The sequence below is a fragment of the Zavarzinia sp. genome (assembly GCF_041650655.1).
Taxonomy (GTDB): Bacteria; Pseudomonadota; Alphaproteobacteria; order Zavarziniales; family Zavarziniaceae; genus Zavarzinia.
In genome coordinates this window covers 1-14846 of the sequence record NZ_JBAZKR010000054.1, presented here as the reverse complement: position 1 = coordinate 14846, position 14846 = coordinate 1, and the positions used below count along the sequence as shown (strand labels likewise).

Below are 14846 nucleotides of genomic sequence, written 5' to 3'. Positions count from 1 at the left end.
ATGACCTACCGGCGCATCGTGATCCTCACGGGTGCGGGGATTTCCGCCGAATCCGGCCTCGGCACCTTCCGCGACAAGGACGGCATCTGGACCCGCTACGATCTCGAAGACGTGGCGACGCCGGAAGGCTTCGCCCGCGACCCCGATTTCGTCCATGAATTCTACAATGCGCGACGCCGCGGGTTGCTGGAGGCGCTACCGAACGCCGCCCATGCGGCGCTGGCCCGCCTGGAGGCCGAGCACCCGGGCGAAATCCTGCTGGTCACGCAGAATGTCGACGACTTGCACGAGCGCGCCGGCAGCCGCAACCTGATCCACATGCACGGCGAACTGAACCGCATCCGCTGCGATGCCTGCGGTATCGTGAGCGAGCACCGGGGCGATCTTTCGACCGGCGATATCTGCGACGCCTGCGGCAGCGCCGGGGGCCTGCGCCCGCATGTGGTCTGGTTCGGCGAAATGCCGCTCGACATGGAGCGGATCTACCAAGCGCTGGCGGACTGCGACCTTTTCGTCTCGGTCGGCACCTCGGGCACCGTCTATCCCGCCGCCGGCTTCGTGGCCGAGGTCCGGCGCGGCCGCCGCGCCCATACGGTCGAACTCAACCTGGAACCGTCCCACGGCCATTCCCTTTTCGCCGAGCGCCGCCTGGGCCCGGCGTCGGAAGTCGTGCCCGGCTTCGTCGACGAATTGCTGAAACGCGAGGGATGACGATGCGCCCCTTTCATCTCGCCTTCCCGGTGAGCGATCTCGACGCGACGCGACGCTTCTATGCCGGCGTGCTCGGCTGCCACCTCGGGCGCAGTGCGGAGACCTGGGTCGATTTCGAACTCTACGGTCACCAGTTGAGCGCCCATCTGAGCCCGGCCCGCCCCCACGAAATCGCCGGGGACGTCGACGGTCACGCGGTGCCGATCCCCCATTTCGGCGTCGTTCTGACCATGGCGCAGTGGCACGAATTGCGCGAACGCCTCGAAGCTGCCGAGGGAGTCGACTGGATCCTGCGCCCCAAACTTCGCTTCGCCGGCCAGACGGGCGAACAGGCGACGCTCTTCGTCCGCGATCCATCGGGTAACGCCCTCGAATTCAAGGGCTTCGCGGACGACGGCGAGATCTTCGCCTCGTGATCGCCCTGTTCAGCCACTACCCGGCGGAACGGACCGCCGCCTGGGCCGACGCCCTGCGCGCGGCGATCGGCGCGCCGGTCGCCTTGGCGGGCGAGGCTGCACCGGAGACTGTCGAGATCGCGGTGGTGACACGGCCGCTCCCCGGCGCCCTGGCCGGCCTGCCCAAGCTCCGCCTGATCCAGTCGCTCTGGGCCGGCGTCGAGGGCCTGCTGGCCGATCCGACCCTGCCGGCCGGCGTGCCGATCGCGCGCCTGGTCGATCCCGGCCTCGCCACCGCCATGGCCGAGGCGGTCGCCGCCCATGTCCTGGCCCTGCATCGACAATTGCCGCGCTACCGTGCCCAGCAGGCGGCGGGCCTGTGGCGCCAGCACCCGCAGCCGCTGGCCCGCGACTGCCCGGTCGCCATCCTCGGCCTCGGCGCCATGGGCAAGGCCGCGGCCGCGATGCTGGAGGGGATCGGCTTTCCCGTGCTCGGCTGGCACCGCGCGGACGGCGCCGCCGGGCTCGACCGCCTGCTGGCCGAAGCCCGGATCGTGGTCAACCTCCTGCCGCTCACGGCGGAGACGCGCCACCTGATGGATGCCGGCTTCTTCGCCCGCCTGAGGCCGGGCGCCGCGGTGATCAACTTCGGCCGCGGCGGCCACCTGGTGGTGCCGGACCTGATCGCGGCGCTCGATTCGGGAAGGGTCGGCCATGCCGTGCTCGACGTCTTCGAGTCCGAGCCCCTGGCCCCCGACTCGGCCCTCTGGCGCCACCCGGGGGTGACCCTCACCCCCCATGTCGCCGCCGAAACCGGCCTCCTCAGCGCCGCCGCCTGCGTCGCCGCCAATATCGCCGCCTTCCGGGCGGGCCGCCCCCTGACCGGCCTGGTCGACCGGACGCGGGGCTATTGAGCGCTCAATCGAGCGCGTCCATATCGTCGTCGGAGAAGCCGAAGTGGTGGCCGATCTCGTGGATCAGCACTTCGCGGACGAGGGCGCCGAGCGCGCCGCCGGTCTCGCACCATTCGTCCAGGATCGGGCGGCGGTAGAGGAAGATCATGTCGGGCAAAGCGCCCGAAACGGCGACCGACTTGTCCTTCAGCGGCACGCCGCGATAGAGCCCGGTCAGGGTGAAGGGATCGTCCAGCCCCATCTGTTCGAGCGTGTCGTCGTCCGGGAATTCCTCGACCCGGATCACGACGTCACGCACCTTCTCGCGCAGCGCATGGGGAATTTCCGCCAGCGCCTGCGCGGCCAGTGCCTCGACATCGTCGAGGCTGGGGGCGATGAGCCGATCGAGGAATTTCGCGTGAGTCATCGGCGGTGACGTTAGCGCCTTGTGCCGCGCTGTCCAGTCTCCTACGACTCCGAAACGAGGGACGAACCGGGGAAGGATCCGCCTATGCGCCAGAAACTCGACGCCGCGGGCCGCGAATCCGCGCTGGCAAAACTGCCGAAATGGCGCCTGTCGGACGAACGCGACGGCATCGAGCGCCGTCTCGTCTTCGCCGATTTCAGTCAGGCCTTCGCCTTCATGACCCGGGTCGCCCTGGTCGCCGAACAGATGGACCACCATCCCGAATGGTTCAACGTCTACAAGACGGTGGACGTCTTCCTCTCGACCCACGACGCCGGCGGCCTGACCGAACTGGACATCCGCCTGGCCGCCCGGATCGATTCCTTCGCCGCCGATTTCGGGATCTGACGCGTCAGCGCCGCTTGCCGCCGGGGGCGCCGCCGAGCGCCAGGAAGGCCGCCATCTCGGCCGGCACCGGCCCCGATTCGGCGAGGCGAGAGCCGAGTTCCGAGCCGGACAGGATGCGGGTGAGCTGCGCCCGGGCGCGCGAAACCCGGCTCTTGATCGTGCCGACGGCGCAATTGCAGATCTCGGCCGCTTCCTCGTAGGAGACGCCGGAAGCGCCGACCAGGATCAGCACTTCGCGCTGTTCCTCGGTCAGGCGCCAGAAGGCGCGGCGGAAATCGTCGAACTCGAGCCCGGCCTCCTGCGAGGGGGCGGCGGAATGCTGGTTCTCGGTCACCTCGTCGAGAGGTTCCGTCTTCATCCGCGCCTTGCGCCCTTCGTTGTAGAAGAGGTTGCGCAGGATGGTGAACATCCAGGCCTTGAAATTGGTACCGGGCTGGAACTGATGCGCTGCGGTCAGGGCGCGCACCACGGCATCCTGCACGAGGTCGTCTGCCCGCTCGCGATTGCCGGTCAGGAAACGGGCGAAGGCGCGCAGGTGGGGCATCACCGCGATCACTTCGGCCCTGATGTCGAATTTGCCCGCGCCGGCGGGTGCCGCGGTCGGCGCGTCGGTCACTTGTCGCCCCCGGACCCGTCCCGCCCGGAATTGTCCGGTTTTTGGCCGAGATCGATCGAATCAAGGAGGTCGAGAAGGTCCTGCGGCAGGGGTTCCGCCGCGACGTCGTCGTAAAGACGGCGCAGGCGGTCATCCACCCAACCTTCGGGAACGGGCTTGGCCTTGGCCTCGCCCTTCGCTTTGCTGCTCTTGCTCTTTTCAGGCATGTCGGATCCTGAACCTGCCGCCCAAACCTATCGGCCATGGAACCAATGGGGAAGCCCCGACATTGGTTCCGAAGTTCTTTTGTGGCACGGTTCGCCCGGATCCAGCCCGAGGGGAAGAGTACCGATGACCGAGTGGAAGCAGGAGATCGCGCGCCACCTGCCCTTCCTGCGCCGTTACGCCCGCGCCCTGACCGGCTCGCAACCGGCAGGCGACGGGCTGATCCGCGGCGCCCTGCAGGCCCTGGCCGCCGGCAAGGCCAAGCTGGACACCACGCGCGACCTGAAGCCGCAGCTCTATGCCCTGGTCCACGCCACGGCCGATGCGGTGTTCGAGGGTGAGGCCGCGGGCGACGGATTCGCCGCCCGCCTGCACGCCCTGCCGGCGGGCCCGCGGCGCGCCCTGCTGCTCTCCGCCCTCGAAGGCATGAACCGGGGCGAGATCGCCGCCATCCTGGGCGTCACGGTCGACCAGGCCACCGCCCTGATCGACGAGGCCCATGCCGAGTTGGCCGAACTGCCGGGCGCCCGCGTCCTGGTGATCGAGGACGAGCCGGTGATCGCGCTTCACATCGCCGAAATCATGCGCGAGGCGGGCCACGAGGTGGTCGGCATCGCGACGCGGAAGAGCGAGGCGGTGGCGCTGGCGGCCGAGCACAAGCCCGGCCTGGTGCTGGCCGACATCCAGCTCGACGACGGCTCGACCGGGATCGAGGCGGCTCAGGAGATCCTGAAGTCGCTCGACGTCCCCGTGATCTTCGTCACCGCCTTCCCCGAACGCCTGCTGACCGGCGAGCGCATGGAGCCGACCTATCTCGTCTCCAAGCCCTTCGACCCCGAGACCCTGCTGGTCACCGTGGCACAGGCGCTGTTCCACCGCCCGGGCTGACCGGCATGGCCCGGGTGTTCCGCCTGCTCGACCCGCTGAGGGCGCGGCTGACCGCGCTCATGCTGCTGGTCCTGGCGGCGCCGGTGGGCGGCGGCGTGCTGGTCGCGATCCAGGCCTATGACGAACAGACCGCCCGGGCCGAGACCCAGGTGCATCAGTTCGCGGCCCTGGCGGCGAGCCACGAGCGCGATTTCTTCGCCGATACCTGGCGCCTGCTGGTCGGCCTCGCCACCGATCTCCGCCTGCCCGATCCGGGCGGCCGCTGCCCGCGCCTGTTCGGCGCCTTCCTCGACATCTATCCCGAATACGGCAGGCTCTCGCTGATCGATCCGGACGGCTTGCAGGTCTGTTCGACCGACCGTTCGCAGGCCGGCAAAGGCCCGGTCAAACTGGCCGATGCGGACTGGTTCCAGAGCGCCGTGCAGACGCGCGATTTCTCCCTCTCCGACCAGGTGACCGGGCCGGCCGGGGCCAATCCCACCATGGTCGCCGCCATGCCGATCCTGGGCGACAACGATACGCTGACCGGGGTGATCGCGGTCGATATCAAGCTGGACCGGCTGGAGAAAGTGGCGCGCGACGCCGGTCTGCCGGACGACGGCGTGGTCTATGTCCTCGACCGCCACGGCGGCGTGCTGACCCGGCGCACCGGCGGCGTCGAGGGCGACGGCGGCCTGCCCCAGCCCGATCTGGTCACCAAGGTGGTGGACGACGAGATCCTGGAATTCCGCGCCGAGAGCCTGGACGGGCGCGAGCGCGCCTATTCGACCGTGGTGCTCCAGGGCGGCGCCGTGCACGTCCTGTTCGGCCTGCCCGTCGCCTCGACCTTCACCTGGATCGAATACGACCTGCAATCGCGCCTCGCCCTGCTGGGGCTCACCCTGGTCGCCGCCCTGCTGGCCGCCTTCGTCGCCGGCCATCTGCTGGTGACGCGCTGGGTGCGCAACCTGCATGGTCTCGCCGCCGACTATGCCGCCGGCCGGCTGGACCGCCGGGCGGAACTGACCGGCGCCCCGGTCGAGCTGCGCGAGCTCGGCGCCGGCTTCACCGCCATGGCGCGCCGCGTGGCGCTGCGCGAGGCCGAGTTGAAGCGCACGATCGGCGAGAAGGACCTGCTGATCCGCGAGATCCACCACCGGGTGAAGAACAACCTGCAGACCGTGCTCTCGACCCTCGGCCTGCGCCTTCGCGCCGCCAAGGGGGAGGAAGCGCGCACCGCGCTCGCCGAAGTCGAGATGCGGGTACGCGCCCTCGCCCTGGTGCAGCGCCACCTCTATCTCGACGATGCCACCAGCCTGGTCGATGCCACCGCCCTCGTCTCCGAACTGGCCGCCAGCCTGCTGGCCGCCCAGGGCGCCGCCGACCGCGTGACGCTCGAGATCGCGCTGCCGCCGCTGGCGGTCGACCAGGACCGGGCGACGCCGCTCGCCCTGCTGGTGACCGAGCTGATCACCAATGCGGTCGGCCACGGTTTCGCCGGCGGCCGGGCGGGCCGGCTCAGCCTGACGGGAACGCGCGACGGCGAGACGGTGACCATCACGCTGGCCGACGACGGCATCGGCTTCGAGGCCGAAGCGACTTCGGGCCTCGGCCTCGCCCTGGTGCCCGGCCTGGTGAAGCAGCTGGGCGGCGAGTCCCGCCTCGATTCGGCGCCCGGCCGCGGCACGCGCTGGACGATCAGCTTCCCCGCCCCGCCCCTGGCGGCGGCAGGATGAAGGCGAGGCGCCCGCCCAGCAGGCGGAATTCGATCGGCGGCACGACGTAATCGAGTTCGCCGTCGATCGCGACCCGGAGCCGGCGCCGGTGCGAGCGGACCCGAAGCGCCCGGCAGGCGGCGAAGCGGATGTCCGGAGCACTTTCCCAGCGTCCGGCCGCCACCGCCGCGGCGAGGCGGAGCAGGGCGAAAGGCCCTTCCGCCACCGCGACATAGACGGCGAGTTCGCCGTCGGCCAGGCTGGCCCGGCTGGGCACCGGCCCCTCGCCCTCGACGAAGCGGTTGTTGGCGACCAGCAGCAGGGGGGTGCGGATCCGCACCACCTCGCCCGTGTCGGTGTCGAGCACGACATCCACTTCCAGCTCGTGCCGGCGGAACAAGGCGCGGAAGCCGGCGCGCAGCATGGCCGGCCATTTGGCGAGGCCCCGGCGGCGCCGCGCCCGCTCGCGGTCCAGCACCATCCAGGGATAGAAGCCCAATGCCACGGCATGGAGGAAACGGCGCTCGCCCATCGCCGCGACATCGATCCATTCGATCGAGCCACGCGCCATCGCCTTGGCGGCATCGACCGGGTCGAGCGGCAGGCCGGCGTCGCGCGCGGTCAGGTTCATCGTGCCGAGGGGCAGCACGCCGAGCGCCACCGGGGCGTCGCCGATCAGGTTGAGGGCGGTGTTCAGGCTGCCGTCGCCGCCGCCGACGACCAGCGCATCGGGCCTTGCCACCAGGGCCCGGCGGATGGCATGAACCATGGCGTCCGGCTTCACCGCGCTCACCGTCACCGTGTGGCCGGCATGGGCGAAGGCGGTCCGGATCCCGGTCGAAACCGCACCCAGGTCGCTGTCCGCCAGCGTGCCGGCCTTTTCGTTCAAGACGACCGCGATCCGCATCAGCATTCCTTAACCTGGTTGACATGAATCCTCGGCAAGGGAGCGCGCCATGGCAAGCTGGGATCCGAGCCAATACGCCAAATTCGCCGGTCCCCGTCTGAGGCCCGCGGCAGACCTCGTCGCCCGCATCCCCGACAGGCGCTTTTCCGCCGCGGTCGACCTCGGCTGCGGCGGCGGCCAGGTCACCGGCCTGCTGCGCGACCGTTTCCCGGACCTCCGGCTGACCGGCATCGATTCGTCGTCCGCCATGCTGAAGGCGGCGGAAAGGGCGCTGCCCGACGCCCGATTCGTGCTGGGCGACATCGCCGATCCGGCCCTGGCCGCGGGCTTCGACCTCGTCGTCTCCAATGCCGCCTTCCATTGGCTGGCCGACCATCGCCGCATCCTGCGCGACATCGTGGCGGGCCTGCCCGAAGGTGGCGTGCTGGCCGTGCAGATGCCGCAGAACCATGCCGCCCCCTCGCACCGCCTGCTGGCCGAGGTGGTCGCCCTGCCCGATTTCGCGCCCCTGCTGGCGGGCGTCTCCAGCATCCGGGCGGTCGACGACGCTGCGGATTATGCCGGCCTGATGTTCGATGCGGGAGCGCGGGCCGTCGATGCCTGGACCACCGCCTATGTCCATGTCCTGGCCCCGGCACCGGACAGCCACCCGGTGCTGGAATGGACCAAGGGCACCGCCATGCGGCCCTATCTCGACGCGCTCGACGAGGCGGCCGCCGCGGCCTTCCTGGCCGCATACCGGGAAAGGCTCGAGATGGCCTATCCCGCCAGGCCCGACGGGCGGGTGCTGTTCCCCTTCCGCCGGGTCTTCTTCGTCGCCGAGAAGTGACTATTCGGCGGCGGCGCGGCGGTTGACCAGGCCGGGCAGGCGGGCGATCACCGCTTCCGCCTCGGCCACCGTGCGGCGCACGATCTCGCCCGCCGGCAGGATCTCGTGGATGCCGCCCGAGCCCTGGCCGGCGGCCAGGCAGGCGCGGTCCGCGTCGATCCCGTCGGTCACGCCCATCAGGGTCAGATTGGCGCCGGCCTGGGCCGAGATCATGGCCTGCATCGGGAAGGGCTGGATCTGGTCCTGCTTGCCTTCCCATTCGGCCGTATAGCTGTTCTTGATCGCGCGCAGCGTCTTGCCGGTGAAGCAGCGGGTGATCACCGTGTCCTCGTCCCGGGCGCGCAGCACCGCCGCCTTGTAGCCCTCGGCCGCATTGGCCTCGTTCGAGGCGATGAAGCGCGTCCCCATCCAGGCACCGACCGCGCCGAAGGCAAGCGCAGCCGCGAGGCCGCGACCGTCGACGATCGAGCCGGCCGCCACGACCGGGATCTTCAGCGCGTCGACCATCTGGGGGATCAGGGCCATGCCGGCGATCCGCCCGGTGTGGCCGCCGCCCTCCGTCCCCTGCGCGATCACGGCGTCGCAGCCCGCCGCCTCCGCCTTCAGGCCATGATGGACCGAGCCGCAGACCGCCATCACCTTGAGCCCGGCATCCTTGAGCTTGCGCATGATCGGTGCCGGCACGCCGAGACCGGCGACGAAGGCGCTCGCCCCTTCCTCGATGATGATGTCGACGGCATTGACCAGGGTCTCGGGCAGGGCGGTCAGCAGGTCGACGGCGAAGGGCTTCGACGTGAGTGCGCGGACCTTCCGCATCTCCTCGCGGATCCGCTCCGGCGGCAGCGCCGCCATGCCGAGGCAGCCGTAGCCGCCGGCCTCGGAAACCGCTGCGCAGACTTCGGCGAAGGCGACGCCGCCCATGCCGGCCAGCAACACCGGGTGTTCGATGCCCAGAAGATCGCAGATCGGGGTGTGCAGGGTCATGGCTCTCTCCTCACTCGCCGACCCACTCGGGCTTGCGCTTCTCGGCGAAGGCGCGGGGACCTTCGCGGAAATTCTTCGACATGAAGAGGCGGCCGACCGCCGGGTAATTGCCCAGCATGGCGGCTTCGAGCCCGCTCTTCTCCAGCCCCTGCATGGCGCATTGCTTGGTCGCGCGGATCGAGCTCGGCGCGCATTCGAGGATCATCTCGGCCCAGCGCCGCGCCCCCGCCAGGGCCTCGCCCACGGGAACGACCTCGTTCACGAAGCCGAGTTCCTTGCCCTCGGCGGCACTCACGCGGCGCCCGGTCAGCAGCATGCCCATGGCCTGCTTCAGGCCGATCTGGCGCGGCAGTCGGTGCATGCCGCCGGCCAGGGCGGCGAGGCCGACGCGCGGTTCCGGCAGGGCGAAGACAGCGTTTTCAGCGGCGACGATCAAATCGCAGGCGAGCGCCACCTCGAAGCCGCCGCCCATGGCGAAGCCGTTCACGGCGGCGATCACCGGTTTCGCCTGGTCGAAGCGGTTGGTCAGCCCGCCGAAGCCGGAGGGCGGGATTTCGATGGCGCCGCCCTTGGCCTGGAAGACGAGGTCGTTACCGGTCGAAAAGGCGCGTTCGCCCGCCCCGGTGACGATGGCGACCCATTGTTCTGGGTCGGCGGCGAAATCGTCGAAGATCGCGGCCAGTTCGAAATTGGCCGGCGGGTGGAGGGCGTTCATCACCTCCGGCCGGTTGATCGTGACGACGGTCAGGTGGCCGTCGCGTTCGACGGTCGAAAATTCGCCCATGCTCTCCTCCCGCCCCGATTTTTCTTGAGGTCTGGACGGGAGGATGCATGGTCGGCGCGCAGGTCACAAGCCATTCGCCGAGGCGGGCCTGGACGCGACGTCAGATGTGGATGCGGCCTTCGAGATAGAGGCGACAGCGCCCCGCGATCCCGGTGCGGCTGCCCCGCTCGTCGAGCGTCAGGAAGCCGCCGCGGGCCGAGATCTGGCGCGCTTCGAGGTGCCGCTTGCCCAGGCGCTGCGCCCAATAGGGGGTCAGGCTGCAATGTGCGGAGCCGGTCACCGGGTCTTCGTCGATGCCGTCGGCGGGGGCGAAGAAGCGCGAGACGAAATCGCCGCCCTCGGCCGAGTCGGCCGGCGCCGTCGCGATCAGGCCGCAGCCGGTCGCCGCCTTCAGTGCCTTGAAGTCGGGCGCCAGGGCGGCGACGTCGGCCTCATGCGGGAACACCGCCAGCAGGAAATTGGCGGCACTCCGCCAGCTCTCCGGCGCCGCCCCCAGCGCGGCTTCCACCCCGGCCGGCGCCACACAGGGCTGTGCCGGGCGGCTGGGGAAGTCGAGCGCCAGGACATCACCGTCCTTTGTCACCGCGAGAGGGCCGGACGCCGACTCGAATGTCACCGCCGGGCACCCAGGATTCAGGATTGTCATGATGACAAAGGCGGTGGCCAGGGTGGCGTGGCCGCACAGCGGCACCTCGACCGTGGGCGTGAACCAGCGCAGGCGATAGGTCCCGGCACTCTCCGCGGGCACGAAGAAGGCGGTTTCGGCCAGATTGTTCGCCGCCGCGATCTTGGCCAGCACGGCGTCGTCGAGGAAGCGGTCGAGAGGTACGACGGCGGCCGGATTGCCCCGGAAGGGCAAGCCGGCGCCGAACGCCTCGACCTCGTAGATGTCGAGTGTCGTCATCGCGGTCACGGCCTCCAGAACGGCTTGGTCGCTTCGCCCTCGATGTCGGCGCGGGACAAGCCGATGTCGCGCAGCATACGGTCGTCCATCTCGCGAATATGGTGGCGCTCGGCGAGGCGGCGCTGCCAAGTGAGGAGAGTCATCATGGCTTTTGCAACAAGTCCCCACACGGTCGCGCGGCCGTTGGCCTTCACGACCATGACGGTCTCGGCCGCAGCAGCGGCGGGGGACAGGACGGGGGAATTTGTCTCCATGCAATCGGTCATGTCTGCCTCCTTACAACAGGCATTGTCTCTATATCTTGACAAGAACCTCGGGACAACAGCATTATTGTCACTATGACAATCACCGCTGCCACCGTTGCCCGTCCGTCACAGCCGAAGCCCCGCGGGGCCGACGCCTGGAAACCCAATCTGGCCGGGCACGACGGCCCGCTCTATCTGGCGATTGCGGATTCATTGGCGGCGGCGGTGGCCGGCGGCATCTTGCCGCCCGGCACGCGCCTGCCCACCCACCGCGACCTGGCGATCCGGCTGGGCGTCACCATCGGCACCGTGACCCGCGCCTATGCCGAGGCGGCGCGCCGCGGATTGACCGACGGCACGGTCGGCCGCGGCACTTTCGTGCGCGGGCCCGACGTCACCAAGCCGGGCAGCGGCGGCTTGGTCGGCATCGATCACGACCGCCCGGTCGGCGGCATGATCAATCTCTCGGTCAATCGCCCGGCCATGGGGCCGCAGCTCGAAGCCCTGCAGGCGACACTGGCCCATCTGGCGGCGCAGGCCGACCTCGGCCCGGTCATGGGCTATCAGTTCCCGGCCGGCGCCCCCGCCCACCGGGCCGCCGGGGCCGCCTGGATGCGCCGCTCCGGTGTCGAGACCACGCCCGACCGGGTGGTGGTCACCGCCGGCTGCCAGAATGCCCAGACCGTCGCCCTGATGACCGTCGCCCGCCCGGGCGACGTGCTGCTGACCGAGGCGCTGGCCTATCCGGGCCTGACCTCCCTCGCCCGCCGCCTCGGCCTGGTGCTGGAGCCGGTGGCGCTGGATGCCGAAGGCATGCGGCCCGACGCGCTGGAGGCGGCCTGCCGGGGCGGCGGGCGGCGCTTCGTCTATCTGACCCCCTCGATCCAGAATCCGACCACGGCGGTGATGGGCGAGGAGCGACGACGGCAGATCGCCGAAGTCGCCATGCGCCACGACGCCCTGATGGTCGAGGACGACGTGCACGGTTTCCTGGCCCCCGGCCATACCCCCCTCGCCATGCTGGCGCCCGAGCACACGATCTTCGTCACCTCGGTCTCCAAGGCGCTGATGCCGGGGCTCCGGGTCGGCTATATGGCGCTGCCCAAGCGCCTGGTCGATCCCGCGACCGAGACCATGCGGGCGACCACCCTGATGGCGCCGCCCCTGATGGCCGAGATCGTCGCCCGCTGGATCGGCGACGGCACGGCCGAGCGCCTGACCCGCTGGCAGATCACCGAGATCGCGGCGCGCAACGAGATCGCCGAGCGGCTGCTGGAACTGCCCGGCCCGCGCGAGGGGCGGATCCGTTCCTTCCATGTCTGGCTGAAGATCGAGAACGGCCGCCGCGCCGACGACGTGGTGGAGGCGGCCCGGGCGCTGGGCGTCCATGTCGCCCCGGCCGCGGCCTTCCAGGTCGGCCGCGCCTTCCCGCCCGAAGCGATCCGGATCAGCCTGTCCGCCGCCGCCGACCACGGCGAACTGGCCCGGGGCCTGTCGCGCCTGGCCGAAGCGCTGCGCTGCTGTCCCGATGAACCCGCTTTGATCTAGATCCAGGACGGCCCCCGCGGACCGGCGCAGAATCGCGCCATCGTCGAAGCGGAGTTCCCGGTTCCATGGTCCATCCCCGTCCTACCCTCGCCCTTTCGGGAACACGCGTATCGTCGCGTGGCACCCTCGGCGTGGCCGGCGCCAGGAGGCGGACATGACCCCGGTTCGCGACCGCCCCTTCGACATCGAGCGCGACGCCTATCTGCCGCTGCTGCGCGACCGCCCCTTGCGCCCCCTGCGGGTCGAGGAAAAGGCGGTGATCGCCACCCTGGCCCAAGCCTTCGACCTCGACCGCGCCCTGGTCTCGACCGAGGCGCTGGCCCGCGCCCGGGTCAAGGAAATGCCGGACGGCGGCATGGGGTCGCTGCGCTTCATCCGGCGCCAGGGCGGCGTGCATGACGTCGGCCGGGTGACCGAGCCGCTGTGGGCGCGGGACGAGGACGATGTGCCGGTCGCCTTCACCCTGTTCCTCGACGAGGCGGGCCAGCTCTTCGAGCTCGACGTCTGGAAGGTCGATTATTCGCCGCTGCGCCGCTATCCCCGGCCGGGCGATCTCTCGCCGACCGCGCCGGACCTCTGACCATTCAGGCATATTTCTCGACGAAAGCTTCGATCGGCAGGGCGCGGAAATCGGGCAGCGCCGCGCGCAGCCTCTCGTGCGGCCAGTCCCACCAGGCGAGCGCCATCAGGCGTTCCACCACGGCCGCCTCGAAGCGCCGCTTGAGCGGGCGCGCCGGCACGCCGGCAACGATGGTATAGGGCGCGACCGGCTTGCTCACCACCGCCCCGGCGGCCACCACCGCCCCGGTGCCGACATCGTTGCCGGCAAGGATGATGGCGCCATGGCCGATCCAGACGTCATGGCCGATGGTGACGTGGTGCTGCCGCCGCCAGTCGAAGAATTCGGCCTCGTCCGCTTCCGCCAGCCCGTATTTCCGGGCGCGATAGGTGAAGTGGTGCTGGGTGGCGCGCCAAGTGGGGTGATTGCCTGGGTTGATCCGGGTCATCGCCGCGATCGAGCAGAATTTGCCGACGGTCGTATAGACGATGTTCGAATCGGCGTCGGTATAGCTGTAGTCGCCGAAGCTGCATTCCTGGATCAGGCTGCGCGCCCCGATCTCGACATAGCGGCCGAGGGTCGACTCGACCACCCGCGCGCCCTCGTGAATCACCGGCTCGTCGCCCAATTCCGCCATTGCCGCCCCCCCGAAAGACGGCGACCCGTCTAGCGTGCGGGCGTGACAATGCCGTGACACCGGGCGCGGCACGGAGTCGCGGCGCCGACGTCCGGCCGGGTTAAATCGGGCTTAACCGAAGCGGCGGAAGCTCGGGGCATGAAAGAGTCACGCCGCGAGAGCGCCTTCGACATCATCCGCGATGCCGACCGGATCGCCCGGAACAATCGCTCCAGCGCGGCCCACGGGCCGCGGGGCTTCCGGCGGCGCCGTTGGCGGCCGTACCGGCGCGTCCGCATGCTCATCCTCGCATTCGCCGTCGCCTTGCTCGTCATCGTGAAGTTCAATCAATACGGCGGCGTGGAGGGGCTTCTCGACGGCCGCATTTGGCACGGATTGGTGGGCCGGTTCGGGCCCACCGAGACCGCTGCGGACGGAACCATCACCGGCCGTGCCGCGGTGATCGACGGCGATACGCTGGATTTTGACGGCAACCGCGTTCGCCTCTTGGGTGTCGACGCGCCCGAGACAGACCAAACCTGCACGAATCTCGACGGCCTTCCCTATCGCTGCGGTGACAAGGCGACTTCCGTCCTGTCAGGTCTCGTCGACTACCGGCAGGTTGTCTGCGAGCCGGTGGAACGCGATCAGTATGACCGGATCGTCGCCCTCTGCCGTGTCGAAGGGACCGACATCGGCAGCGCGATGGTCCAGGACGGCTGGGCATTGGCCTATCGGCACGGCTCCCTGCGCTACACCGCCGAGGAAGATGCGGCCCGGGCCGAAAAGATCGGCCTGTGGCAGGGCGAATTTCAGGTGCCGTGGGATTGGCGACGGGCGAATGGCCATGAATGAGCCCGCCCAGATCGACCAGGCGACCGTCCGACCAAAACCAACTTCGATGTGAAGAGACCCGCAAGCCGGGCGATGGTGGAGCTGAGCGGGATCGAACCGCTGACCTCCTCATTGCGAACGAGGCGCTCTCCCAACTGAGCTACAGCCCCATGCCCGCCGCTTGCGAGGCGCGAACAATGTCCAAACACGATGACGCTGTCAAGCGGGTTCGCGGGCCCTCGAACATTTCGAATTGCCGTATCGAGCCGCAGCCTGGAGCGCGCGCAGATCGAATGGAATCGGCGGGGAATTCAGGCGCCCATCGGCGCGAGATGCCGGGTGTCATTCGGCTCGGAAGTATGCCCCCTTGCCAAACATCCCATAAGTTATTGATGTGAAAACGCTTTCGCGTCGTAAGCGG

At 69.7% G+C, this 14846-nt stretch carries 19 protein-coding genes and 1 tRNA gene; 10 read left to right on the top strand and 10 right to left on the bottom strand.

Translation table 11 applies throughout. The features are described from left to right. The 3 genes from cobB to WC493_RS13500 are packed head-to-tail and all read left to right on the top strand — an operon-like array spanning window position 1 to window position 2020. Entirely contained in the window at window positions 1-711 is a 711-nt protein-coding gene (gene cobB / locus WC493_RS13510) for a Sir2 family NAD+-dependent deacetylase (protein WP_373066053.1), read from the top strand. Then, the gene (locus WC493_RS13505; protein WP_373066052.1) at window positions 708-1127 is read left to right on the top strand and encodes a VOC family protein; all 420 of its coding nucleotides are present in this window, start codon (window positions 708-710) and stop codon (window positions 1125-1127) included. The genes cobB and WC493_RS13505 overlap by 4 nt, the downstream gene beginning before the upstream one ends. Beyond that, a complete protein-coding gene (locus WC493_RS13500; protein WP_373066051.1) occupies window positions 1124-2020 on the top strand; it encodes an NAD(P)-dependent oxidoreductase in 897 nt (298 codons plus the stop codon). Before WC493_RS13505 ends, WC493_RS13500 begins: the two co-directional genes overlap by 4 nt. Window positions 2021-2024: 4 nt before the next feature. On the opposite strand, the gene WC493_RS13495 is transcribed toward WC493_RS13500, so the two are convergent. Continuing rightward, window positions 2025-2426, bottom strand: coding sequence for a metallopeptidase family protein (locus WC493_RS13495; protein WP_373066050.1), 402 nt, complete (start codon window positions 2424-2426; stop codon window positions 2025-2027). An 84-nt stretch (window positions 2427-2510) separates the two neighbouring features. Here WC493_RS13495 and WC493_RS13490 point away from each other — a divergent pair, with 84 nt between their 5' ends. Then, window positions 2511-2813: a 4a-hydroxytetrahydrobiopterin dehydratase gene (locus tag WC493_RS13490; protein ID WP_373066049.1), complete on the top strand. Its 303-nt coding sequence runs from the start codon at window positions 2511-2513 to the stop codon at window positions 2811-2813. A gap of 4 nt (window positions 2814-2817) precedes the next feature. Here WC493_RS13490 and WC493_RS13485 read toward each other — a convergent pair whose 3' ends face one another. Together WC493_RS13485 and WC493_RS13480 are read right to left on the bottom strand one after the other, a co-directional pair. Beyond that, the gene (locus tag WC493_RS13485) at window positions 2818-3429 is read right to left on the bottom strand and encodes a sigma-70 family RNA polymerase sigma factor (RefSeq protein ID WP_373066048.1); all 612 of its coding nucleotides are present in this window, start codon (window positions 3427-3429) and stop codon (window positions 2818-2820) included. After that, entirely contained in the window at window positions 3426-3635 is a 210-nt protein-coding gene (locus WC493_RS13480; protein WP_373066047.1) for a NepR family anti-sigma factor, read from the bottom strand. Before WC493_RS13480 ends, WC493_RS13485 begins: the two co-directional genes overlap by 4 nt. 124 nt (window positions 3636-3759) lie before the next feature. On the opposite strand from WC493_RS13480, the gene WC493_RS13475 reads away from it, so the two are divergent. Together WC493_RS13475 and WC493_RS13470 are read left to right on the top strand one after the other, a co-directional pair. Next, on the top strand, window positions 3760-4521 hold the full coding sequence (locus tag WC493_RS13475; RefSeq protein WP_373066046.1) for a response regulator: 762 nt from the start codon (window positions 3760-3762) through the stop codon (window positions 4519-4521). 5 nt (window positions 4522-4526) lie between these two features. Further along, window positions 4527-6236: a histidine kinase dimerization/phosphoacceptor domain -containing protein gene (locus WC493_RS13470; RefSeq protein ID WP_373066045.1), complete on the top strand. Its 1710-nt coding sequence runs from the start codon at window positions 4527-4529 to the stop codon at window positions 6234-6236. Here WC493_RS13470 and WC493_RS13465 read toward each other — a convergent pair. Continuing rightward, window positions 6199-7128 (bottom strand): diacylglycerol kinase family protein, encoded by a 930-nt coding sequence (locus WC493_RS13465; RefSeq protein WP_373066044.1) that lies wholly within the window; start codon window positions 7126-7128, stop codon window positions 6199-6201. The two genes, WC493_RS13470 and WC493_RS13465, sit on opposite strands and share 38 nt — an antisense overlap. A gap of 43 nt (window positions 7129-7171) precedes the next feature. Between WC493_RS13465 and WC493_RS13460 the strand changes: the two genes are divergently transcribed. After that, complete coding sequence (locus WC493_RS13460) at window positions 7172-7951, top strand: methyltransferase domain-containing protein (protein ID WP_373066043.1); 780 nt, start codon at window positions 7172-7174, stop codon at window positions 7949-7951. On the opposite strand, the gene WC493_RS13455 is transcribed toward WC493_RS13460, so the two are convergent. The 4 genes from WC493_RS13455 to WC493_RS13440 form a co-directional block, all read right to left on the bottom strand. Next, window positions 7952-8935, bottom strand: a complete 984-nt coding sequence (locus tag WC493_RS13455; protein ID WP_373066042.1) for an NAD(P)H-dependent flavin oxidoreductase — start codon at window positions 8933-8935, stop codon at window positions 7952-7954. 10 nt (window positions 8936-8945) lie between these two features. Continuing rightward, a complete protein-coding gene (locus tag WC493_RS13450) occupies window positions 8946-9719 on the bottom strand; it encodes an enoyl-CoA hydratase-related protein (protein ID WP_373066041.1) in 774 nt (257 codons plus the stop codon). A 100-nt stretch (window positions 9720-9819) separates the two neighbouring features. Next, entirely contained in the window at window positions 9820-10623 is an 804-nt protein-coding gene (locus tag WC493_RS13445; protein WP_373066040.1) for a PhzF family phenazine biosynthesis protein, read from the bottom strand. 5 nt (window positions 10624-10628) lie between these two features. Further along, complete coding sequence (locus tag WC493_RS13440) at window positions 10629-10889, bottom strand: DUF1127 domain-containing protein (RefSeq protein WP_373066039.1); 261 nt, start codon at window positions 10887-10889, stop codon at window positions 10629-10631. A 72-nt stretch (window positions 10890-10961) separates the two neighbouring features. On the opposite strand from WC493_RS13440, the gene WC493_RS13435 reads away from it, so the two are divergent. Both WC493_RS13435 and WC493_RS13430 read left to right on the top strand, forming a co-directional pair. Then, the gene (locus WC493_RS13435; RefSeq protein ID WP_373066038.1) at window positions 10962-12416 is read left to right on the top strand and encodes a PLP-dependent aminotransferase family protein; all 1455 of its coding nucleotides are present in this window, start codon (window positions 10962-10964) and stop codon (window positions 12414-12416) included. 154 nt (window positions 12417-12570) lie between these two features. After that, on the top strand, window positions 12571-12996 hold the full coding sequence (locus WC493_RS13430) for a hypothetical protein (RefSeq protein ID WP_373066037.1): 426 nt from the start codon (window positions 12571-12573) through the stop codon (window positions 12994-12996). A 4-nt stretch (window positions 12997-13000) separates the two neighbouring features. On the opposite strand, the gene WC493_RS13425 is transcribed toward WC493_RS13430, so the two are convergent. Beyond that, window positions 13001-13612, bottom strand: a complete 612-nt coding sequence (locus WC493_RS13425; RefSeq protein WP_373066036.1) for a chloramphenicol acetyltransferase — start codon at window positions 13610-13612, stop codon at window positions 13001-13003. 138 nt (window positions 13613-13750) lie between these two features. Between WC493_RS13425 and WC493_RS13420 the strand changes: the two genes are divergently transcribed. Continuing rightward, a complete protein-coding gene (locus tag WC493_RS13420; RefSeq protein ID WP_373066035.1) occupies window positions 13751-14446 on the top strand; it encodes a thermonuclease family protein in 696 nt (231 codons plus the stop codon). Window positions 14447-14519: 73 nt separating this feature from the next. Here WC493_RS13420 and WC493_RS13415 read toward each other — a convergent pair. Beyond that, window positions 14520-14595: transfer RNA gene (locus tag WC493_RS13415), tRNA-Ala, on the bottom strand. Window positions 14596-14846: the final 251 nt, after the last annotated feature.

What these genes read in the sequence shown, in the direction of transcription:
- WC493_RS13420 (WP_373066035.1), top strand. Translation starts at nt 13,751, where the DNA reads ATGAAAGAGTCACGCCGCGAGAGCGCCTTCGACATCATCCGCGATGCC.
- WC493_RS13425 (WP_373066036.1), bottom strand. Translation starts at nt 13,612, where the DNA reads ATGGCGGAATTGGGCGACGAGCCGGTGATTCACGAGGGCGCGCGGGTG.
- WC493_RS13465 (WP_373066044.1), bottom strand. Translation starts at nt 7,128, where the DNA reads ATGCTGATGCGGATCGCGGTCGTCTTGAACGAAAAGGCCGGCACGCTG.
- WC493_RS13450 (WP_373066041.1), bottom strand. Translation starts at nt 9,719, where the DNA reads ATGGGCGAATTTTCGACCGTCGAACGCGACGGCCACCTGACCGTCGTC.
- WC493_RS13445 (WP_373066040.1), bottom strand. Translation starts at nt 10,623, where the DNA reads ATGACGACACTCGACATCTACGAGGTCGAGGCGTTCGGCGCCGGCTTG.
- cobB (WP_373066053.1), top strand. Translation starts at nt 1, where the DNA reads ATGACCTACCGGCGCATCGTGATCCTCACGGGTGCGGGGATTTCCGCC.
- WC493_RS13470 (WP_373066045.1), top strand. Translation starts at nt 4,527, where the DNA reads ATGGCCCGGGTGTTCCGCCTGCTCGACCCGCTGAGGGCGCGGCTGACC.
- WC493_RS13455 (WP_373066042.1), bottom strand. Translation starts at nt 8,935, where the DNA reads ATGACCCTGCACACCCCGATCTGCGATCTTCTGGGCATCGAACACCCG.
- WC493_RS13480 (WP_373066047.1), bottom strand. Translation starts at nt 3,635, where the DNA reads ATGCCTGAAAAGAGCAAGAGCAGCAAAGCGAAGGGCGAGGCCAAGGCC.
- WC493_RS13430 (WP_373066037.1), top strand. Translation starts at nt 12,571, where the DNA reads ATGACCCCGGTTCGCGACCGCCCCTTCGACATCGAGCGCGACGCCTAT.
- WC493_RS13475 (WP_373066046.1), top strand. Translation starts at nt 3,760, where the DNA reads ATGACCGAGTGGAAGCAGGAGATCGCGCGCCACCTGCCCTTCCTGCGC.
- WC493_RS13505 (WP_373066052.1), top strand. Translation starts at nt 708, where the DNA reads ATGACGATGCGCCCCTTTCATCTCGCCTTCCCGGTGAGCGATCTCGAC.
- WC493_RS13490 (WP_373066049.1), top strand. Translation starts at nt 2,511, where the DNA reads ATGCGCCAGAAACTCGACGCCGCGGGCCGCGAATCCGCGCTGGCAAAA.
- WC493_RS13440 (WP_373066039.1), bottom strand. Translation starts at nt 10,889, where the DNA reads ATGACCGATTGCATGGAGACAAATTCCCCCGTCCTGTCCCCCGCCGCT.
- WC493_RS13460 (WP_373066043.1), top strand. Translation starts at nt 7,172, where the DNA reads ATGGCAAGCTGGGATCCGAGCCAATACGCCAAATTCGCCGGTCCCCGT.
- WC493_RS13435 (WP_373066038.1), top strand. Translation starts at nt 10,962, where the DNA reads ATGACAATCACCGCTGCCACCGTTGCCCGTCCGTCACAGCCGAAGCCC.
- WC493_RS13495 (WP_373066050.1), bottom strand. Translation starts at nt 2,426, where the DNA reads ATGACTCACGCGAAATTCCTCGATCGGCTCATCGCCCCCAGCCTCGAC.